This window comes from Pseudidiomarina sediminum DSM 21906 (assembly GCF_000423165.1).
Classification (GTDB): Bacteria; Pseudomonadota; Gammaproteobacteria; order Enterobacterales; family Alteromonadaceae; genus Pseudidiomarina; species Pseudidiomarina sediminum.
The window spans coordinates 27,515-47,297 of sequence record NZ_KE383983.1; the positions used below are offsets into that span (position 1 = coordinate 27,515).

Sequence of the window (19,783 nt, forward strand, 5' to 3'; positions counted from 1 at the left end):
TTATGCTGAACACGGACTTTTTTGTGGTACGAAAGGAACCTTCTTATGAGTGATTCAAGTTATACCCCGCCACGCATTTGGCAGTGGGATCCAAACAACGGGGGCAAGTTTGCTTCAATCAATCGGCCAACTGCTGGCGCTAGATTTGATCAGGAACTCCCTGTTGGTGACCACTCACTTCAACTGTATTCCTTGGCGACGCCTAATGGGGTAAAAGTGACCATTATGCTTGAGGAATTACTTGAAGCTGGTGTGTCAAATGCTGAGTATGATGCCTTTTTGATTGATATTTCCGAAGGTGAGCAATTTAGCAGTGGCTTTGTCGCCGTGAACCCTAACTCTAAAATTCCAGCGCTAATGGATCACAGCACGCAACCACCAACACGCGTCTTTGAATCCGGTTCCATCTTGCTCTATCTTGCCGAGAAGTTTAATGCTTTTCTGCCGAAAGATGCGCGTCAACACACTGAAACCCTGAATTGGCTGTTCTGGCAAATGGGCGCTGCGCCGTTTTTAGGCGGTGGTTTTGGGCATTTTTATGCCTACGCTCCAGAAAAATACGAATACCCCATTAATCGCTACGCGATGGAAGTAAAGCGCCAATTTGATCTCCTCAATCAGCAATTAGCGAAACACACCTACATTGCAGGTGAAACATACAGCATTGCAGATATCGCGATTTGGCCGTGGTACGCGGCAGTAGTGAACAATGAAGCTTATGATGCGGCAGAGTTCTTACAAGTGCGCGAGTATCCTCACCTCATTCGTTGGGTGAAACAAATCGGCGCACGCCCTGCAGTAAAGCGGGGGCGTTTGGTCAATCGCGCCTGGGGTGACGAGGCCGAACAACTCCATGAACGGCATAGCGCCGCTGACTTTGCTGGGAAAAAATGCTGATCGTCATATAGACAAGCACATGAACAGCGCCTAAGACTAAAGGGTATGCTTTAAAAGGCGCTGTTCATGAACCTTATCTATTCGTCGTTACTTCGTAATGCCTCGCTCCCGCGACGCATGCTATTTGTCAGTGTTTTGCTTATTGCGGTCGCTTTCATTACCTTGCTGGTATGGCACACCGGTGGGATTAAATACGTTTACTCGCACACCATGTATATTCCCATCGTCCTCGCCGGCACCTTATTGGGGTATCGAGGCGGTCTACTTATTGCATTGGTTGGCGGTGTTGCCCTCGGCCCTTGGATGCCGATTAATACCAGCACCCTAGAAATGCAAGAACCATTGAATTGGATGTTTCGTACCTGCGCGTATGCGGCCGTCGGCTTACTGGCCGGCTTCTCGAGTGATATTGGCCGCCGCTATGTCGCGCATTTACGTGTGATCGCGCGGCGAGACCCGATCAGTAAACTCCCCAATCGGAAAGCTCTATTAGAACAACTCGCCAAGCATATGGCGCAAGAAGATTACAGTACTCAGCGACGCACACCTTTTTTAGTCACCTGTAATATCGATAACAGCATGGCGCTACGCTCAGCATTTGGTTTTGAAGTGATTGATACCATCATCAAAACTTACGCTGACAACCTCACCCAGCTGCAACAGTACAGCCTCGAAGTCTACCGCACTCATGCCACACAAATTGCGGTTTTGGTAGACGACGTCGGCATGTCAGACATCGAGCGTCTGATGCACGACTGTTTAACCACCATCACTGAAACTGTCCGCTATGGCGGCTTGAATATTTACGTGAGCCGCCACCTTAGCGGTGTGCGCCTCGATGCCTCAGAGCAAGATCCGAATGAAACCCTAAAGCACGCTGAGATCGCTATCGCACGCGCCAATGAAAAACTCACCGATAGTTTTATCTATACTCCAGAAGTAGGAGCAAACATCAGTAAACAACTGGCGCTTATGGCCGAGGTGAGCGATGCCATCGAAAACAATCAATTACTCATGTACTACCAGCCCAAGGTCGACTTAAAAAGTCAAAAGGTGATCGGCGCTGAAGCATTGATTCGTTGGCACCATCCAGAGCGTGGCTGGATCCGTCCTGATGAGTTTATCCCCGACGCCGAACACAGCACGCTTATTCTTCGTATCAGTGAATTTGTTCTACGTGCGGTGATTCAACAAGTCCAACAATGGCAACAACAAGGGATTACCATCCCCATTTCGATCAATGTGACCGGGCATGATTTACTACAACCAGGGTTTTCGCAGATGATGTTTGGATTGCTTGAGGAGTTTCAAGTGGATGGCAGTGCCATCGAACTCGAAATCACCGAGGGCACGCTGATCCAAGACATCGATGAAGTCGTTTCTGAGCTATTACGATTAACCAGAGCAAAAATTACCGTCTCTATCGACGACTTCGGTACTGGTTATTCATCGCTACAATACCTTTATCGCTTGCCGATCTCGTTGTTAAAGATTGATCAGCTCTTTGTTAAGCATTTACCTGAAGACCAAGGCGCCAGTCATATTTGTGCGGCAGCTGTCGCTTTAGCCCAAAAAATGGGCATCAAAGCACTCGCCGAAGGCGTTGAAACCCAGCAAAACCTTGACTACTTGGTCGAACTCGGGTGTGATTACGGGCAAGGTTATTTCTTCTCTAAACCACTAAGCGCCGACGCGTTCGCCGCTTGGTACCACCACCGAGAGACGCAGTATGAACAACCCTTGGGATGAACGCTATAACACTGAAGACTACATTTATGGCACCGCGCCGAATGATTTTCTCCATGAACATGCCGCAGCATTGCTCAACAGCTACGAACATCCACACGTGCTATGCGTTGCCGACGGTGAAGGACGTAACTCCGTCTATCTCGCTGAGCTTGGCGCAACAGTATGTGCGATGGATATTTCACAAGTGGGTCTCGATAAAGCGCAACACTTAGCCCAACAACGCGGCGTTAAACTGCAAACGCAATGTATCGACCTCAGCGACGCCTTACTTCCAGAGCAACATTACGATGGTGTGGTCGCGATTTTCTGCCATTTACCCAGCGCCGCGCGTGCTCATCTCTATGAGCAAATTGCAGCGAGCTTAAAGCCCGGAGGTTTCTTTTTACTTGAAGGGTATTCACACGGGCAATTACACTACAACACAGGTGGCCCTGATAACGCTGATTTACTCCTCAACTGTGCAGAGTTAACACGCGCCTTTAAAGGCTTTGAGATCCAAATCAATCACGCCATTGAACGTGAAATTCACGAAGGCGATCGTCACTCTGGACTCGGCGCCGTGTGTCAGTTTATTGCCAAAAAGCCACACGTGCGGGAACAACGCTATCAATTCACTGCGAATCGTAGCAAAGCGTCGCACAAATTGCGTTATGTAGAGAGTTCAGCCAGCACAGATGGTGATTGCACCTTGTGCAAAGGACCACTCACGAGTGACGACTAAAGGTCGTCACTTCATCATCACCTTGCCGCCGATCATTTTGTAAGCTGGCGCGCCGCGGATCATGGTTTCACGCGCAAACACTTGGCCACAGCTGGGGCAGGTGCACGCCTCATGGGTATGATCATCTACAATGCGTTCAACGAAGCACTTTACTAACGCGCCTTTACCACCTTTACGGTATTTATAGAGCAGGGCATGGCATTTGCCACAGGAGACCTGAACAGTGCGTGAGGGTTGTTTTTTGCGAGGTTTAGCCATGTCAGCACATGTTAATGACTGACATGGCGATTGCAACTACCTAGAAGGGGATTATGCGCGCTTCAGCGCCCGCACGATAATCAGCAGGACCACCGCTCCTATGGTTGCCACAACAATACTGCCAATGATGCCGCCGTTACTGGATAAACCTAAGGCGCCAAATAAGAAACCGCCTAACATCGCCCCGATAATACCAACGACAATGTTACCCAATAGACCGAAGCCACCACCTTTCACTAAGGTACCGGCTAACCAACCGGCCACTAAACCTACCAACAGAAACCATAAAAAGCTCATTGGACGTTCCTTCTTTTAGTTAATAGAGTGAAAACACATTGTTAACTCTAGCAAAGATCACTAAGAATGGTAGTCACTTACGACGCCTTTACATTCTTCTCCCAAAACGAATACAAGGCCTCAATTGCACTGGAACAAAGATGAGACATTGCTGCTTCCAGCACCTCATCCGGCCACAACCACCACTGCATTTCTTCAAGTAACGCAATGTGTTCTGGTGCAAAACGGTACTTAATAATTTTCGCAGGGTTAGCACCGACCACGGCATAACTAGGAACATCTTTGGTTACTAACGCACGGCTCGCAATCACAGCGCCGTTACCAATCGTCACCCCAGGCATAATCATTGCTTCTGAGCCAATCCATACATCATGACCCACCACAGTGTCACCGGCACGCCGAAAGCCATCTTGAGCAGCAGCAAATGACGGGTGGTCTTGATAAAAAAATGGAAACGTACTGATCCAGTCCATCCGATGGCCTTGGTTGCCGGCCATCATAAACACCGCGCCTGAACCAATCGAACAAAAATTGCCAATATGTAGTTGGTCAACATCGTCCCGCTCACGACTAAGGTAACGTGCACAGTCTGCAAAGCTATGACCATGGTAATAGCCAGAGTAGTAACTATGGCGGCCCACCTTGATATTTGGGTGGTCCTCGACTTGTTCAGTTAAGGGTTTTCCGGCAAAGGGACTGTCAAAATAATTCATAGTAGGATACAACTCCACGCGCGAAGACGACATTGGGGTTAATCGTTTTGCGAAAGCAATTGCTCTAATTGGGCCTTTAACGCTTCAATTTGAGCGCGCATTTCATCAGCTTTCTCAGATTCACCACGACGCTCAAAATAATCCACTAACAGGGTCGCTTGATTAATATGAAGGCGTAGTGCCTTTTCCATATTCTGTTGCATAAACATTTGTTCTGCAGGGTTTTCATGCGACGCGATCTGTTCTGCGACCTCACCGGCAAATTGGCCGAACTGTGAAAGCGACTGCGTTAACATATCCAATTCGTCACTTGCCAGTTGGTAGTTGTCCAACAGTGCCTGTTTATCATTAGCGATATAATCATGTAGCTCGGTGCTGCCAGTAATAATCGCTGAGCGCAGCAGTTGTTCATGCGACTCAGGGCCAATACGCGCCTCATTGTACCAACGCTCGATGATGCGACGGTTATTCTGCACGCCCACGGCAATCTGCCAAGACTCATCATTGGCAACGTATGCGCCTAACTGCAAAAATTGCTCAAATTGGTCATAGCTCATTTCTCCCGTAACCATCGCTAAACTCATCACTGACATATCACCCAACAAATTGTCGTTGACGCCAATAATTCCTTGCTCTGCCATTGCTAACAGGAGTTCTGCTTGGCGGCCATTAAGTTCTGGATTGGATAGCAACGCAAACCCCAACTCATCCACCGGCATATCTCGGTATTTCGCCAACAGTTCTTGCAGCGAGAGATCAGCGTCGTTGTTCGTTGTCGTTGCCTCAGTCACTTCAACCGAGGCTTCAACAGGGACCTCTTCAGGCGTTGCGACAATGTTCTGTGAAGGTTGGGAAGGTGATGTAGGGGCTGGCGCTACGACTTCAGTGGTCACTTCCTCCACGGCAACATCAGTGTTTTCTTGAGGTTGGTGAACGTAGTAACTGTACGAGCCAACCACCACCACAATCACAAATAACAACACAAAAAACTTTTTCACGACAGCTCCTTGAACACCACATTTATTGGGGTGTAACGTTTTCGTCCATTTACGTGCGCCAATTTAAGATACACTATGCTAACAAATATCAGCGCGCAACGCCCCATACTGAGCACAGTGAATACCGGCTGCATTTTCATGGTTCCACATAGAACATTTTTGTCGGCTGAACTAAGCGAGACGCGCGCCATTTGGCAAGGGGAGGTCGACGGTCGCCAACACCACTGAGCCATCGTCACGGTGTAGCCCTGTCACCAAACACTCTGACATGATGGGACCAATTTGCTTGGCCGGAAAATTCACCACAGCTAAAACCTGTTTACCGATCAAGGTTTCTGGGCGATACAAGTCGGTAATTTGTGCACTCGATTTTTTCACCCCAAGGTGCGCGCCAAGGTCAATCTGTAATTTGTACGCAGGGCGACGCGCCTCTGGGAAGTCATCCACGGCAATAATCGTACCGACCCGAATATCTACTTTTTGAAAATCTTGCCAATCAATGTATTCCATTTGCTGTTCATCGCTTTAATTGTTGTCTGAAATTTGCTGCTTGGAGTGTTCAAGAAATTGACGCCGCGAGAGAACGATCCAGACTAAAAAGCCAATGTTCACCGCAACGATCGCAAGTATCGCCAGCTGCTCATCCAGGCGCATAATGCCAGACAACTGCAAGAACGGACTCGCGCTAAGCAGTGTGGTAAAGGTACAGCCCACTAACAAAGCTATACTCAGTAGGGCTTGCTTACCCTGATGACGAAATAGCCCTGCAACAGCGGCAATCACACTAAAAAGTGCACTCACAAAATACAGCAGTACCATGATCACCAATAGCCAAAAACCGAGTTGTTCCATGCCAAGCCTTTATAAGGTGCGTTAGAGCTCTATCAGCTCTTGGTCAGTGAGTTTTTTTAGCTTCACGCCATCAACCACCATGTACCAAGACCCATCTTCGAAGTAGGGCGCCTGACTCACTTCAAATGTCGACGTCCATACGAAAAAGCCATAGACAAAGTCATCTCCGTTAAATTCTTTCAACGGCCCTTGCATCTGTATCTGCGTCGAGCCATCGACCCGCTGATAAGCCATCAAGCCATCTGCAGAAATAAGTAAGTAAACGCCATCGCCATGCCATTCGCCGACATAATTGAGCTTGTCCTGTGGAATCGGCTGAGTACAGCCAACCAAGGTTAGCAAAACAACGAAAATCAGTAAGTAGCGTTTCATATTATGTCCTTATTCTTTAGCGATCAGGTCATTGAACTGCACTAACTCCACAGCAATCATATTTGCCAAATAGCGCTCTAAAAAAACTTTATGATTCGCCCCAACCACAATTACCACACGCCCACCAATGTGCTCAGTGACCACACGCATAATATTGGACGTCATATTCAAATTACGTACTTCCCACAGCGCAAAACGCGCCAATGCCGATTCCGGGTCTAGATCTTTATCAACGAACGCAGTCCAGTCGGTGTTAATAACTTGCTGTTGATACGCCTCACTATTCAACCATTGAAATAAAGGTAACCATTCTCCACGCTCCAAGCCAGTTTGTTTCAATTGTTCAGGCTTCGAAATGTAGTCACTGGCTTGTAGTGTTTTCATGTACTCGGACGCCATATAAGAAGGCATCAAGCGTTCAACCACGGGCGCGTACATATCTTTATCGAGGTGATCATCAATCGGATAGATCCGGTTCAACTGCAAGCGCTGAGCGAGTGCAGCTGCAACGGAGTTACGTTCATTGTTGGTCGAAGTGAGTCGATTCAAGTAATCCACGAGTTCCGATGACAAGCTATCTTGCGGCGCCTGACGCTGAAGGTAATGCCACTGCAACGCGGCGGTATCGGTCGCATAGCCTGCAATCGCATACTGAAGCAGTTGTATGCGTTTGGCGCTATCTAGGGACTGTTCAGCCAGCAGTTCATGCATCGCTGCTAACGCCTGGGATGCCGTGACAGCAAGCGTTTGCTGTTGTTGCTCGGCAAGAGTTTGTAGCCGTGTGCCGACGAACTGTTGCAAAATAGGATGATAAGCTTCACTGCCATGTTGCATGGCGATAATATCTTCCGGACGCAACGTCTCAACACCGATCGCTGTCGGCTTAAACCGCGCCAGTGGTTCAAGCACCTCTTGCAACGCATCAGCTGCAAGCGGCTCTTTAATGGTGCTGAGATGCGCACTACCTAGCACCATCACTTGCGTTTTCATCTTTACACGTTCACTTAGCTGCGCAATCGCATCATCCGCAACAGCAACCTTGGTAAACAACAACGTGAGACCTACAACCAAGATACGAATCATTAATTTTCCTTGTTATACAGCGACTTTGCTCACCAGAATATAACAAAAGTCTAACGATAGGTAAGTGATTTATAAATCAGAAGCGAGAGTCATTCTCACAAGGTATACCGTCATAGTCACCGTCCATTTTGGTACCAGGACAATTCCGAATGAAAAACTCAGCTTCCGCACGTGAGGTCATTTGGCTGCAATGTGTGCGGCCGTCACACTTAAAACCTGAATGGGTCGAAGTCGGTTGGTAACTTGACGGCGGCGCTACGTCAAGCGCAGGCTGTTCAGCCGATGTGACCTTATTCAGGGAATAATAGTGCCAGCAGACATAAACAATAATTACCAGCAAGAGTAACTTTCTCATAGCCCTTCTCCTTGTGATGCCAACTTTTCCTATACTGCCGCATTATTGTTCATAAAAAACTAATGGCTCATCGATTTCGAAAATACATTAATAACGACCACACCAGCGATAATCAGGGCAATACCTATCAACGCAGCCAGATCCGGAATTTGCTTAAACCAGAGCGCGGCAATAGATGTGATAAGCACGATACCCGCTCCCGACCAAACCGCATAAGCAACGCCAACGGGCACGGTTTTCACCACTAAGGATAAAAAGTAGAAGGCGATGCAGTACGCAACAATACACACCGTACTCGCAACACTATGACTAAAACCATTTGACGCTTTCAGCGCCAGCGTACCGATCACCTCAGATACAATCGCAATCGCTAAATACACCCAACCCAAGTGCCTCTCCTTACTGAGCGAAGCGCTCTTTTAAGCGCCGTAGATCGGTTTTAAGAGCCTCGCGGCTGGCTTGCACTTGCTGCCGTTGTTCTACGGGCAAGTTACCATAGTTGATTAACAACTCTGCACGGCGTATCGAGCTCTCGTGAAAATAGAAAATATTAAATGATTGTCCCTCAGCGATATAAGCCGATTCTCGTTGGTAAAAATCTTCGATTTTTTCGTCGGTTGTCGATTGATAAGAGGTCAACGTTTCAAGAGTATTCTCGTAGTAGTCGCCACTATAGGTTAGTGAATCATAGCGACCACCTTTATCATTCATAATAAGGTCACTAAGCACTAAACTACCGTCATATAAACTATAATTAATCAGTTGTTGGTGCAGTTCTGGTCCAACCGCGGCAGCTTCATACCAGAGCTCTATGACGCCTTTATCTAGTTCCGAGAAAGCCATTAAATTTAACCAATCATCGTCTGTAGCCACTTGTGCGCCTAAATCTAGAAAACGTTGAAAATATTCCGTACTCAGTTCGCCTTCAGTAATCAAAACTGCCATATACATCGGCGAGTAAGCGCCAAATTCCCCTGAAGCAAAGATAGATTCATTGCTATCCAAATACCCAGCTTCAACCATCGCCAGCAATATCTCCGCGCCAATGCCCTTGGCTAAAGGATCCTCCTTCAAAGCATCCATCAACGCTCTACCGCGTAAATCACCAAACCTTTCCAGTGCTGCCGCAATACGTAATGCTTTCTCATCCAGTGCGCTTTGCTCTGCGGGCGTGCTGGACATTTCGGTTTGGGATGCCGCTGGGCTATTTGTAGGAATCGTGGGGCTTAACTTCTCCGGCGGCTCCGAAGTAGGCGCAACAGAGCCCAGCGCTGCAGGCTCCGGTGTTTGAACGTAGTAATAGGCTGACACAGCGATGAGGAGGGTAAGCCCTCCTAAAATAATGCGTTTCATCCGATTCGAACATGCCTTGCTTTGAAATGGCCTTATGTTTTATTTTTGTTAAATTTAACAAGACAAGCGAGGAGGGTCAACACAGCGGTTTTTGAAGACCAGCTCACCAACAAAAAAGGGCTCCGAAGAGCCCTTAATCACAAAGTGTTACCACCGGCTTACTCAACCGTCACCGACTTGGCGAGGTTACGTGGTTGGTCGACGTCGGTGCCTTTGATGATGGCAGCGAAGTACGACAGCAACTGTAACGGAATGGTGTACACGATCGGCGCAATCAGCTCGTCGCAATGGCTGACGTTGATCACACGCATGTTCTCATCGCCTTTGAAGTTAGCGTCTTTATCGGCGAACACGTACATGATGCCGCCACGGGCACGAACTTCTTCGACATTCGACTTCAACTTCTCGAGCAGCTCATCATTCGGCGCCACCACAATCACTGGCATTTCAGCGTCAATCAACGCCAATGGGCCATGTTTGAGCTCGCCAGCAGCATAAGCTTCCGCGTGAATGTAAGAGATCTCTTTGAGCTTCAAGGCGCCTTCCATCGCGATCGGGTACTGTGAGCCTCGACCGAGGAACAAGCTATGGTATTTGTCGGCAAACTCAGGTGCTAAGGCTTCAATCTCATCACTTAACAGCAAAGCTTCTTCAAGCTTCGATGGCAAGGCTTTCAAAGCGGTAACAATATGTTCTTGTTTGTCCGCAGAAAGGCCACGTGACTGACCTAAGGCCAACACCAACATCAATAAGCCCACCAACTGCGTCGTAAAGGCTTTGGTTGAAGCGACGCCAATCTCGGTACCAGCACGGGTCATGTACGCTAAATCAGATTCGCGTACCATCGATGACGTCGACACGTTACAAATGGTCAACGAGCCCTTATAGCCAAGCTCTTTCGACAAGCGCAATGCGGCTAGGGTATCGGCCGTTTCACCTGACTGTGAAATGGTCACCAATAGGCTATTTGGATGCACATAAGACTGGCGATAACGGAATTCTGAGGCAATTTCGACATTGCACGACACACCGGCCAGAGCTTCTAACCAATAGCGCGCCACCATACCGGCATGGTACGAGGTCCCACAGGCCACAATTTGCACGTGCTCGATGCCTTTCAGCAGTTCCATCGCCCCTTCACCAAAGGCGTTATCAGCAACTTTACCGTCCAACAATCGGCCATCAAGCGCATTACGCACGGCACTTGGCTGTTCGTGAATTTCTTTCAGCATATAGTGTCGGTAGTTGCCTTTACCACCGGCATCGTACTGGCCATCAGACTCATGGATCTCACGGGTTACTGGCTCACCGGCCGCGTTATATACTTTCACCGCGGTGCGCGTGATATCCGCCATATCACCTTCTTCAAGGTACATAAAACGACGTGTCACAGGTAACAAGGCTAATTGATCCGAGGCGATAAAGTTCTCACCAATACCTAAGCCGATCACCAGCGGGCTGCCTGAACGCGCGACGACCAAACGGCCGGGCTCTTTGCAGTCCATAACCACAGTACCGTAAGCCCCTTCAAGTTGGCGCACGGCAGCTTGCACGGCATCAAACAAATCGTCGTGCGTTTTACGTGCCTGATGCACCAAGTGGCAAATCACTTCGGTATCGGTGTCAGAATCGAAGGTATAGCCTTGTGCAATCAACTGTTCGCGCAGCGTTTCATGGTTTTCGATAATGCCGTTGTGCACCACCGCAATACAGTTATGAGAGATATGCGGATGGGCATTAGCTTCGGTAACGCCACCATGGGTGGCCCAACGAGTATGCGCGATACCAGTGGTGCCTGATAAGGGGTGCTCACCCACCGCGTCCTTCAAGGCTTGTACCTTACCGGTACGACGCATGCTTTCAATCACTCCATCGTCGCTCAATACAGCTAACCCTGCTGAATCGTAGCCACGGTACTCAAGACGCTTCAGACCTTCGAGGAGGATCTCACTGATGCGACGTTCCGACGTTGCGCCAACAATACCACACATACTACTTATCCCTTTTTCTGAGGCCGTTGCCAGCCAGTAAGATTACGTTGTTTCCCACGAGCGATCGCCAGCTCGTCGTCCTCGACATCCTTAGTGATGGTTGAACCTGCACCCACAGTGGCAAGCTTACCGATACGTACCGGTGCGACCAAAGAGCTGTTGGAGCCAATAAAAGCGCCATCAGCTATGGTTGTGGTCGACTTATTCACCCCATCATAATTACAGGTGATGGTGCCGGCACCAATATTCACCTGTGCGCCAATCACCGCATCACCTAAGTAGGTGAGGTGATTCGCTTTCGAACCTTTGCCTAATCTACTTTTCTTCATTTCGACAAAGTTGCCGACTTTAGCGCCTTGCTCGAGAATCGAGCCTGGACGTAAGCGCGCATATGGACCTACTTCGCAGTGTTCCGCCACATCAGCATCTTCAACAATGCTGTGCGACTTAATCCGTGTACCGGCGGCAATACGGCAATTGCGTAAAATACAGTGACTTTCGATGACAACACCTTCGCCAAGTTCCACATCGCCCTCGAAAATAACATTCACGTCAATCACCACGTCATTGGCAATCTGTACCTTACCACGTACGTCAATGCGCGCTGGGTCAAGGAGAGTCGCACCATCAATCATCAATTGTTCGGCTTGGCGCTGTTGGTAAGCACGTTCAAGTGCGGCCAGTTGTACACGGTTATTGGCGCCTTCTACCTCATGAATGTCCTGAGGTTGAGTTGAAGCGATGTTTACGCCCTCTGCCGAGGCCATAGCAACGATATCCGTCAGGTAGTATTCCCCTTGTGCGTTATCGTTGGATAACTGGCTTAGCCAGCGTTTTAGGGCCTTGCCTTGCACCAACATCATGCCGGTGTTGGCTTCACAAACCTGCAACTGCTCGGGTGTGGCATCTTTTTGTTCAACGATACCGGTGATCTTGCCATCAGCATCACGCAAGATACGTCCATAGCCGGTTGGATCCGGAAGCGTAACCGTCAGCAACGCCAACTCAGTATCACGCCCTGCTGCAACCAACTGTTCAAGCGTAGCGACGCGGGTAAGCGGTACATCACCATACAAAATTAACACGTGCTCGTCGTCACCAACGTGGGGGACGACCTGTTGTACAGCATGTCCTGTACCGAGTTGCTCGGCTTGCTCGACAAAGTTCAGTTGCTGCTCGCCTAAGCGCTCCAACAACGCCTCCGCGCCATGACCGTAGATCACGTGAATCGCGTCGGATTGCAAATTGCGCGCAGCATCAATCACATGCTGCACCATAGGTTTATGGGCGACGGGGTGGAGTACTTTCGGCAATGCCGACCGCATACGTGTGCCTTTTCCGGCGGCCAACACGACTACACTTAATGACATGGGTCCGTCCCTTGAATGCTGGTTAAATAAATAATCCGCTTATTTTAGCGGTATTGCGTCAAATTAACAGGTGAAAAACCTTCCGAAAACCACTGCTTTAGTGCCTTTGCAGAATCTTTTCGGAAGCTCTTTCGGCTCCTGCCGTAAAGACAAAAAAGCCCATCCGAAAACGAATGGGCTTTTACGAGTTACTTTGGGCTGGTGCCTATTATTTACGTAATTTACGAATAATCTGCAATTGTGCCAACGCCCGAGACAATTCTGCCGCAGCTTCTGCGTAGCTGAGGTCAGAACTTGAATCTGCGATTGCTTCTTCAGCGCGTTTCTTCGCATCAAGAGCTTGTTGTTCATCAAGCTCTTCACCGCGAACGGCTGTATCAGCCAAAACCGTGACGTTGTGAGGCTGCACTTCCAGCACACCACCAGCAACGTAGATGATTTCTTCTTCACCGCCTTCTTTCACGACACGAACCATACCTGGTTTGATTTGCGTGATAAGAGGCGCGTGACCAGGGTAGATACCCAACTCACCTTCGCTACCGGTCACTTGCACGGTCTCAACGGCGCCAGTAAACAAGCTGTCTTCGGCGCTGACCACGTCAAGGTGTACAGTTTTTGCTGCCATTTAAACCTCCCGGTCCTTACATTTTCTTGGCTTTTTCGACCGCTTCTTCGATGCTGCCAACCATGTAGAACGCTTGTTCTGGAAGGTCGTCGTAATCACCGCCTAAGATGCCTTTAAAGCCAGCAATGGTGTCTTTCAAAGAGACGTATTTACCAGGTGAACCGGTGAATACTTCTGCTACGAAGAACGGCTGTGACAAGAAACGCTGGATCTTACGTGCACGTGAAACGGTCATCTTGTCTTCTTCAGATAACTCGTCCATACCCAAGATCGCGATGATGTCTTTCAGTTCTTTGTAACGCTGCAATACTGATTGCACACCACGGGCAACTTCATAGTGCTCTTTACCGATAACTTGCGGGTCAAGCTGACGTGAAGTTGAATCAAGTGGATCAACCGCTGGGTAGATACCCAAAGACGCGATATCACGTGACAATACTACGGTCGCATCCAAGTGAGCGAACGTGGTAGCTGGTGATGGGTCAGTCAAGTCATCCGCAGGTACGTATACGGCCTGGATTGACGTGATTGAACCTGTCTTGGTTGAAGTGATACGTTCTTGCAGTACACCCATTTCTTCTGCAAGGGTAGGCTGATAACCTACTGCAGATGGCATACGACCCAACAATGCAGATACTTCGGTACCGGCTAGGGTGTAACGGTAGATGTTATCTACGAAGAACAAAACGTCACGACCTTCGTCACGGAATTTTTCCGCCATGGTCAAACCTGTCAATGCAACGCGCAAACGGTTACCCGGTGGCTCGTTCATCTGACCGTAGACCAATGCTACTTTGTCGAGTACGTTTGAATCTTTCATCTCGTGATAGAAGTCGTTACCCTCACGCGTACGCTCACCAACACCTGCGAATACTGAGTAGCCGCTGTGCTCGATAGCGATGTTACGGATAAGCTCCATCATGTTTACGGTTTTACCAACACCAGCACCACCGAACAAACCAACTTTACCACCCTTAGCGAACGGACAAATCAAGTCGATTACCTTGATACCGGTCTCTAACAGCTCAGTTGCGTTTGACTGCTCTTCATACGAAGGTGCTTCGCGGTGGATTGACATACGCTCTTCTTCGCCGATGTCGCCCGCTTCATCAATTGGGTCACCCAATACGTTCATGATACGACCGAGGGTCTGTTTACCCACTGGTACCATGATAGGTTCACCGGTGTTTTCTACGTTGATACCACGACGCAAGCCATCAGTAGTACCAAGTGCGATACCACGCACAATACCACCACCTAGCTGCTGCTGAACTTCCAAGGTCAAACCCTTGAGGTCACCGTCGGTCACCTTCAGCGCGTCGTATACCTTTGGCACTGCGTCTTGTGGAAATTCGATATCCACAACCGCGCCAATAATTTGCACGACCTTACCTTGACTCATGACATTTCCTCTAACTCTAAAATTCTTGCAAGCTTCGCCTTAAACCGCTTCGGCGCCCGATACAATTTCCGAAATTTCCTGCGTGATCGCTGCTTGACGTGCTTTGTTGTACACAAGCTGCAACTGATCAATGAGGTCTTCGGCGTTGTCGGTAGCGGCTTTCATTGCCACCATCCGCGCTGCCTGTTCACTAGCGATGTTGTCCACCACGCCTTGGTACACTGTTGATTCAACGAAACGACGAATCAAGGTATCCAAAATGGCTTGTGGGCCTGGCTCGTACAGGTAGTCCCAGCTACCTGATTGCACGCGCTCGCGCTCTTCGCCTTCAGCTTTTGGCAACGGTAGCAATTGCGCTATCGTTGGCTCTTGCTTCATGGTGTTGACAAACTTGTTGTACACCACGTAAAGGCGATCGATATTGCCTTCGTCGAAAGCTTTAAGCATCACTTGCACGGTGCCGAGCACATCGGTCACGCTTGGCTTATCACCAAGACCTGACGTTTGCGCCAGTAAACGGCCTCCAAAGCGTTTAAAGAAACCCGTTGCCTTGCTGCCAATCGCCGCGAAATCAACTTCCACACCGTTTTCTTGCTGTGCTTGGGCATGCTTCACTACCGCTTTAAATTCGTTAGTGTTCAAGCCGCCACACAAACCACGGTCGGTTGAAATGACGATATAGCCAACTCGCTTCACAGCACGTTCTTCAAGGAACGGATGCTTATATTCGAGGTTGGCATGGGCAACATGGCCGATCACTTTGCGAATGCTATCGGCATACGGACGACTTGAAGCCATCCGTTCCTGCGCCTTTTTCATTTTCGACGCAGCAACCATTTCCATTGCGCTAGTGATCTTCTGAGTATTGTTAATACTCCCGATCTTGGTTTTTATCTCTTTACCGCCGGCCATGATAATCTCCTGTTAACTCAACGACGTGTGGCCACTTGTGAAAGCGGCCACTGCTCTTTACCAAGACTGCGTTTGTTTGAAGGTTTTCAAACCTTCATGCAGCTTAGCTTCGATGTCGTCGTTATAGTTGCCAGTTTTATCAATATCAGCCATCAGATCGGCGTGCTCGCTCTTCATGTACGCAATTAACGCACTTTCAAAGTCGAGGATTTTGTCCTGCGCCACATCTTTGAGGTAGCCTTTTTCAGCTGAGAAAATAGACACTGCCATTTCCGCAACACTCATTGGCTCATATTGGTTCTGTTTCATCAATTCGGTGACACGTTGACCGTGCTCAAGCTGTGCACGCGTTGCTTCATCAAGGTCAGAAGCAAACTGCGCGAACGCTGCAAGTTCACGATACTGGGCCAATGCCAAACGAATACCACCACCAAGCTTCTTAACGATCTTGGTCTGTGCTGCACCACCAACACGCGATACCGAGATACCTGCGTTAACAGCAGGGCGGATACCAGCGTTGAACAAGTCAGTTTCCAAGAAGATCTGACCGTCGGTGATTGAAATCACGTTGGTTGGTACGAACGCTGATACGTCACCCGCTTGGGTTTCGATGATTGGCAACGCAGTCAATGAACCGGTTTTGCCTTTCACTTCACCGTTGGTGAACTTCTCAACGTAGTCAGCATTAACACGTGCTGCACGCTCAAGTAAGCGTGAGTGTAGATAGAACACGTCACCTGGGTAAGCTTCACGACCTGGCGGACGACGTAGCAACAATGAGATTTGACGATAAGCAACAGCTTGCTTCGACAAGTCATCATAGACGATCAACGCGTCTTCACCGCGGTCACGGAAGTATTCACCCATGGTACAACCTGAGTAGGCTGCCAAGTATTGCAACGCTGCTGATTCAGAAGCAGATGCTGCAACTACAATGGTGTTTTCCAATGCGCCGTGCTCTTCAAGTTTGCGTACCACTGAAGCGATGGTCGATGCTTTCTGACCGATAGCTACGTACACACACTTAATGCCAGAGTCTTTCTGGTTAATGATGGCGTCAACTGCCAAAGCGGTTTTACCCGTTTGACGGTCACCGATCACCAACTCACGCTGGCCACGACCGATTGGAATCATCGCATCGATAGATTTGTAACCAGTTTGTACTGGCTGATCAACCGATTGACGTTCGATAACGCCAGGTGCGATTTTTTCAACAGGTTCAAAACCGTCCGCGTCGATTGGACCTTTACCATCGATCGGCTCACCTAGGGTGTTTACAACACGACCTAGCAAGTTACGACCTACTGGTACTTCCAAGATACGGCCGGTTGATTTTACTTTTACGCCTTCTTGCAGGTCCGCATATGGACCCATAACTACGGCGCCTACAGAATCACGTTCTAAGTTCAACGCGATAGCGTAACGATTGCCAGGAAGCTCAATCATCTCACCTTGCATACAGTCAGCAAGGCCATGAATGCGGATGATACCGTCGGTTACAGAAACGATAGTACCTTCGTTACGAGCTTCACTGACCACTTCGAACTGTTCAATACGTTTTTTGATCAGTTCTGCGATTTCATTTGAATTCAGTTGCATGCTCAAGTCCCCAATTAGGATTGCAGTGCATGAGTAAGCCGTTCGAGCTTACCGCGCACCGTACCGTCAATCACGGTGTCACCAGCTTTAATGTATAAGCCACTGACAATCGCTGCATCGACACTGCAATTCAGCTTAACTTTGCGTGAAAAACGTTTTTCTAACGTTTGTGCTAGATTGTCCTGCTGTTGCTGTGTCAATTCGACAGCAGCGGTTACATCTACTGCGATTTCGCGCTCGTAATCGGCACGGAATTCGCTGTACAGTTTTTCCACAGCAGGGAGAGCTTTCAAGCGGTCATTTTCCGCCATCAAACGTACGAAATTTTGGCCTTTTTCATCCAACTGTTCGCCGCAGACGTTAATGAAAACTTCTACCTTCTTATCTAGCGTTTCGGCGCTACTCAAAAAAGTTGCCATAGCTTCGTCTTTTGCTACTGCTGCAGCGAAAACGATCATCTCATGCCACTTTTCGATAGCGCCTTGCTCTAGTGCAAAATCAAAAGCTGCTTTTGCATAGGGGCGAGCAACCGTAGTCAATTCTGACATTTGCACAAACCCCTTTGGTTAGAGTTCAGCGACCAGTTTTTCAACGATGTCGCTGTGAGCGTTTTGATCAATTTCACGCTCAATAATTTTGCTAGCACCAGCAACTGCCAATACAGCAACTTGCTTGCGTAGCTCTTCGCGTAAGCGGTTGCGCTCAGCTTCGACTTCCGCATGACCGGCAGCAACGATTTTCTCGCGCTCTTGCTCGCCACGCTTCTTGCCGTCTTCAATCGACTCATCGGCGCGTTTTTTCGCCTGAGCAATGATTTCAGCAGCTTGCGCTTTCGCGTCTTTAAGTTCGTCAGCGATTTTGGCTTGCGCTTGTTCCAAGCTTTTCTCAGCTTTTTCACCTGCAGCAAGGCCATCAGCAATCTTTTTCTGACGAGCTTCAATCGCATTGTTCAGCGGTGGCCAAACAAACTTCATGCAGAACAGCACGAAGACGATAAACGCGATTAATTCACCGATTAGGGTCATGGTAATATTCATCGACCCACCCTCCTATTCGTTCAGTTGTTCGAAAAAAGTACCGAGCCTTAAAGAACGAACAACAGAACCATGGCGATACCAACACCGATCATTGCTACCGCATCGATCAGACCCGCCAAGATGAACATTTTAACTTGCAATGAAGGTGCTAATTCTGGCTGGCGTGCACACGCTTCCAAGAATTTACCGCCCATGTTACCGAAACCGATACCAGTACCGATTGCACCGAAACCGATCAACAATGCTACAGCGATATATTTAAGACCTAACATTAGTTCCATGATTTTCTCCGATATTTCAAAGGTTAAGTTAAAAAATAAACGTTAATTACAAAAACTAGTGGCTTTCTGAGCTGGCCATACTCAAGTAAACAATGGTCAGCATCATAAATACGAACGCTTGCAGCGTGATAACCAGAATGTGGAATACCGCCCAAACGAAATGCAATGGCAACTGGAACAAGCCAATCGCACCAATCAAGATGAAGATCAGCTCACCAGCATACATGTTACCGAACAAACGTAGTGCCAATGAGAACGGCTTCGCAATTAGCGCGATGATTTCCAAAATTAAGTTAAATGGAACCAATAGGGCTTGTACGAAGACGTTTTTAGCGCTGAATGGGTGCAAGGTAAGCTCTTTAATAAAGCCGACGATGCCTTTCATGCGAATACCGTAGCCAATCATCAGTAAGAACACGCCAAGGGCGAGGGCACCGGTCATATTAATATCGACCGTAGGTACAATCTTCATGTACACATCGTGCGAGTCCATTCCGAAGAAGGTCGCGCCGACCCAACCGGCAAATGCTGGCAAGAAGTCAACTGGGATCAAATCCATCAAGTTCATCAGGAAAACCCAGACGAAGATGGTTAACGCCAATGGCGCGATCAATTTACTCTTTCCGTGGAAGGTATCGCGAACGTTGTCACCAACGAATTCAACGAGCATTTCGATAAAGCACTGCAGCTTACCCGGCACGCCGGTGTCTGCTTTCTTCGCTGCGCTACGGAAAATCATTAAGAACAGGATGCCTAGTCCGATCGACCAAGCGAGTGTGTCAATGTGCCACGTCCAGAAACCTGCTTCACTACACGCTTTGTTGAACTCAATACCATTTTCGGTCGAGCACATCTTGGCGTTCGTTAAGTGGTGCTGAATGTGGCCTTGGAGCGTTAACTCTTCTGCAGCCATCTTAA

Annotated in this window: 23 protein-coding genes and 1 pseudogene; 3 read left to right on the forward strand and 21 right to left on the reverse strand. The window is 48.6% G+C overall.

Annotated features, from left to right (window positions below; genetic code table 11):
- The first annotated feature begins 45 nt into the window (after positions 1-45).
- From yghU to G535_RS13005, 3 genes are all read left to right on the forward strand, one after another.
- Positions 46-897 carry a glutathione-dependent disulfide-bond oxidoreductase gene (gene yghU / locus G535_RS0105415; protein WP_026861129.1) on the forward strand — a complete coding sequence of 284 codons (852 nt, stop codon included), beginning with the start codon at positions 46-48 and terminating at the stop codon, positions 895-897.
- A 66-nt stretch (positions 898-963) separates the two neighbouring features.
- Positions 964-2,646: a putative bifunctional diguanylate cyclase/phosphodiesterase gene (locus G535_RS13000; protein ID WP_051206980.1), complete on the forward strand. Its 1,683-nt coding sequence runs from the start codon at positions 964-966 to the stop codon at positions 2,644-2,646.
- A complete protein-coding gene (locus G535_RS13005) occupies positions 2,627-3,367 on the forward strand; it encodes an SAM-dependent methyltransferase (protein WP_051206981.1) in 741 nt (246 codons plus the stop codon). Before G535_RS13000 ends, G535_RS13005 begins: the two co-directional genes overlap by 20 nt.
- A gap of 6 nt (positions 3,368-3,373) precedes the next feature.
- Here the strand turns inward: G535_RS13005 and G535_RS0105430 are convergent, their stop codons facing one another.
- From G535_RS0105430 to atpB, 21 genes and pseudogenes are all read right to left on the reverse strand, one after another.
- Positions 3,374-3,625 carry a hypothetical protein gene (locus G535_RS0105430; protein WP_026861130.1) on the reverse strand — a complete coding sequence of 84 codons (252 nt, stop codon included), beginning with the start codon at positions 3,623-3,625 and terminating at the stop codon, positions 3,374-3,376.
- Positions 3,626-3,676: 51 nt separating this feature from the next.
- Positions 3,677-3,922, reverse strand: a complete 246-nt coding sequence (locus G535_RS0105435; RefSeq protein WP_026861131.1) for a GlsB/YeaQ/YmgE family stress response membrane protein — start codon at positions 3,920-3,922, stop codon at positions 3,677-3,679.
- A gap of 77 nt (positions 3,923-3,999) precedes the next feature.
- Positions 4,000-4,635, reverse strand: coding sequence for a type B chloramphenicol O-acetyltransferase (catB, locus tag G535_RS0105440; RefSeq protein ID WP_026861132.1), 636 nt, complete (start codon positions 4,633-4,635; stop codon positions 4,000-4,002).
- A 38-nt stretch (positions 4,636-4,673) separates the two neighbouring features.
- The gene (locus tag G535_RS0105445) at positions 4,674-5,633 is read right to left on the reverse strand and encodes a hypothetical protein (RefSeq protein WP_026861133.1); all 960 of its coding nucleotides are present in this window, start codon (positions 5,631-5,633) and stop codon (positions 4,674-4,676) included.
- Between the two features lie 171 nt (positions 5,634-5,804).
- Positions 5,805-6,143: a tRNA-binding protein gene (locus G535_RS0105450; RefSeq protein WP_026861134.1), complete on the reverse strand. Its 339-nt coding sequence runs from the start codon at positions 6,141-6,143 to the stop codon at positions 5,805-5,807.
- A gap of 15 nt (positions 6,144-6,158) precedes the next feature.
- Positions 6,159-6,485 (reverse strand): hypothetical protein, encoded by a 327-nt coding sequence (locus G535_RS0105455; RefSeq protein ID WP_026861135.1) that lies wholly within the window; start codon positions 6,483-6,485, stop codon positions 6,159-6,161.
- 21 nt (positions 6,486-6,506) lie between these two features.
- Positions 6,507-6,857, reverse strand: a complete 351-nt coding sequence (locus G535_RS0105460) for a hypothetical protein (RefSeq protein WP_026861136.1) — start codon at positions 6,855-6,857, stop codon at positions 6,507-6,509.
- Positions 6,858-6,866: 9 nt separating this feature from the next.
- Complete coding sequence (locus G535_RS0105465) at positions 6,867-7,940, reverse strand: DUF5694 domain-containing protein (protein WP_026861137.1); 1,074 nt, start codon at positions 7,938-7,940, stop codon at positions 6,867-6,869.
- Between the two features lie 76 nt (positions 7,941-8,016).
- Positions 8,017-8,154: pseudogene (locus G535_RS14275) on the reverse strand (excalibur calcium-binding domain-containing protein); the annotation flags it as partial.
- A gap of 200 nt (positions 8,155-8,354) precedes the next feature.
- Entirely contained in the window at positions 8,355-8,684 is a 330-nt protein-coding gene (locus G535_RS0105475; RefSeq protein WP_026861139.1) for a DMT family transporter, read from the reverse strand.
- A gap of 10 nt (positions 8,685-8,694) precedes the next feature.
- Complete coding sequence (locus G535_RS0105480; RefSeq protein ID WP_026861140.1) at positions 8,695-9,648, reverse strand: hypothetical protein; 954 nt, start codon at positions 9,646-9,648, stop codon at positions 8,695-8,697.
- 158 nt (positions 9,649-9,806) lie between these two features.
- A complete protein-coding gene (glmS, locus tag G535_RS0105485; protein ID WP_026861141.1) occupies positions 9,807-11,639 on the reverse strand; it encodes a glutamine--fructose-6-phosphate transaminase (isomerizing) in 1,833 nt (610 codons plus the stop codon).
- A 5-nt stretch (positions 11,640-11,644) separates the two neighbouring features.
- Positions 11,645-13,009, reverse strand: a complete 1,365-nt coding sequence (gene glmU / locus G535_RS0105490; protein WP_026861142.1) for a bifunctional UDP-N-acetylglucosamine diphosphorylase/glucosamine-1-phosphate N-acetyltransferase GlmU — start codon at positions 13,007-13,009, stop codon at positions 11,645-11,647.
- Between the two features lie 208 nt (positions 13,010-13,217).
- Positions 13,218-13,634 carry a F0F1 ATP synthase subunit epsilon gene (locus G535_RS0105495; RefSeq protein ID WP_026861143.1) on the reverse strand — a complete coding sequence of 139 codons (417 nt, stop codon included), beginning with the start codon at positions 13,632-13,634 and terminating at the stop codon, positions 13,218-13,220.
- Between the two features lie 16 nt (positions 13,635-13,650).
- A complete protein-coding gene (gene atpD, locus G535_RS0105500; protein WP_026861144.1) occupies positions 13,651-15,036 on the reverse strand; it encodes a F0F1 ATP synthase subunit beta in 1,386 nt (461 codons plus the stop codon).
- A 39-nt stretch (positions 15,037-15,075) separates the two neighbouring features.
- On the reverse strand, positions 15,076-15,948 hold the full coding sequence (atpG, locus tag G535_RS0105505; RefSeq protein ID WP_026861145.1) for a F0F1 ATP synthase subunit gamma: 873 nt from the start codon (positions 15,946-15,948) through the stop codon (positions 15,076-15,078).
- 57 nt (positions 15,949-16,005) lie between these two features.
- Positions 16,006-17,547: a F0F1 ATP synthase subunit alpha gene (atpA, locus tag G535_RS0105510; RefSeq protein WP_026861146.1), complete on the reverse strand. Its 1,542-nt coding sequence runs from the start codon at positions 17,545-17,547 to the stop codon at positions 16,006-16,008.
- Positions 17,548-17,561: 14 nt separating this feature from the next.
- Positions 17,562-18,095, reverse strand: a complete 534-nt coding sequence (gene atpH, locus G535_RS0105515; protein WP_026861147.1) for a F0F1 ATP synthase subunit delta — start codon at positions 18,093-18,095, stop codon at positions 17,562-17,564.
- An 18-nt stretch (positions 18,096-18,113) separates the two neighbouring features.
- On the reverse strand, positions 18,114-18,584 hold the full coding sequence (atpF, locus tag G535_RS0105520) for a F0F1 ATP synthase subunit B (protein WP_026861148.1): 471 nt from the start codon (positions 18,582-18,584) through the stop codon (positions 18,114-18,116).
- Positions 18,585-18,631: 47 nt separating this feature from the next.
- On the reverse strand, positions 18,632-18,865 hold the full coding sequence (gene atpE, locus G535_RS0105525; RefSeq protein WP_026861149.1) for a F0F1 ATP synthase subunit C: 234 nt from the start codon (positions 18,863-18,865) through the stop codon (positions 18,632-18,634).
- A 55-nt stretch (positions 18,866-18,920) separates the two neighbouring features.
- Positions 18,921-19,778, reverse strand: coding sequence for a F0F1 ATP synthase subunit A (gene atpB, locus G535_RS0105530; protein ID WP_026861150.1), 858 nt, complete (start codon positions 19,776-19,778; stop codon positions 18,921-18,923).
- Between the last annotated feature and the right edge of the window lie 5 nt (positions 19,779-19,783).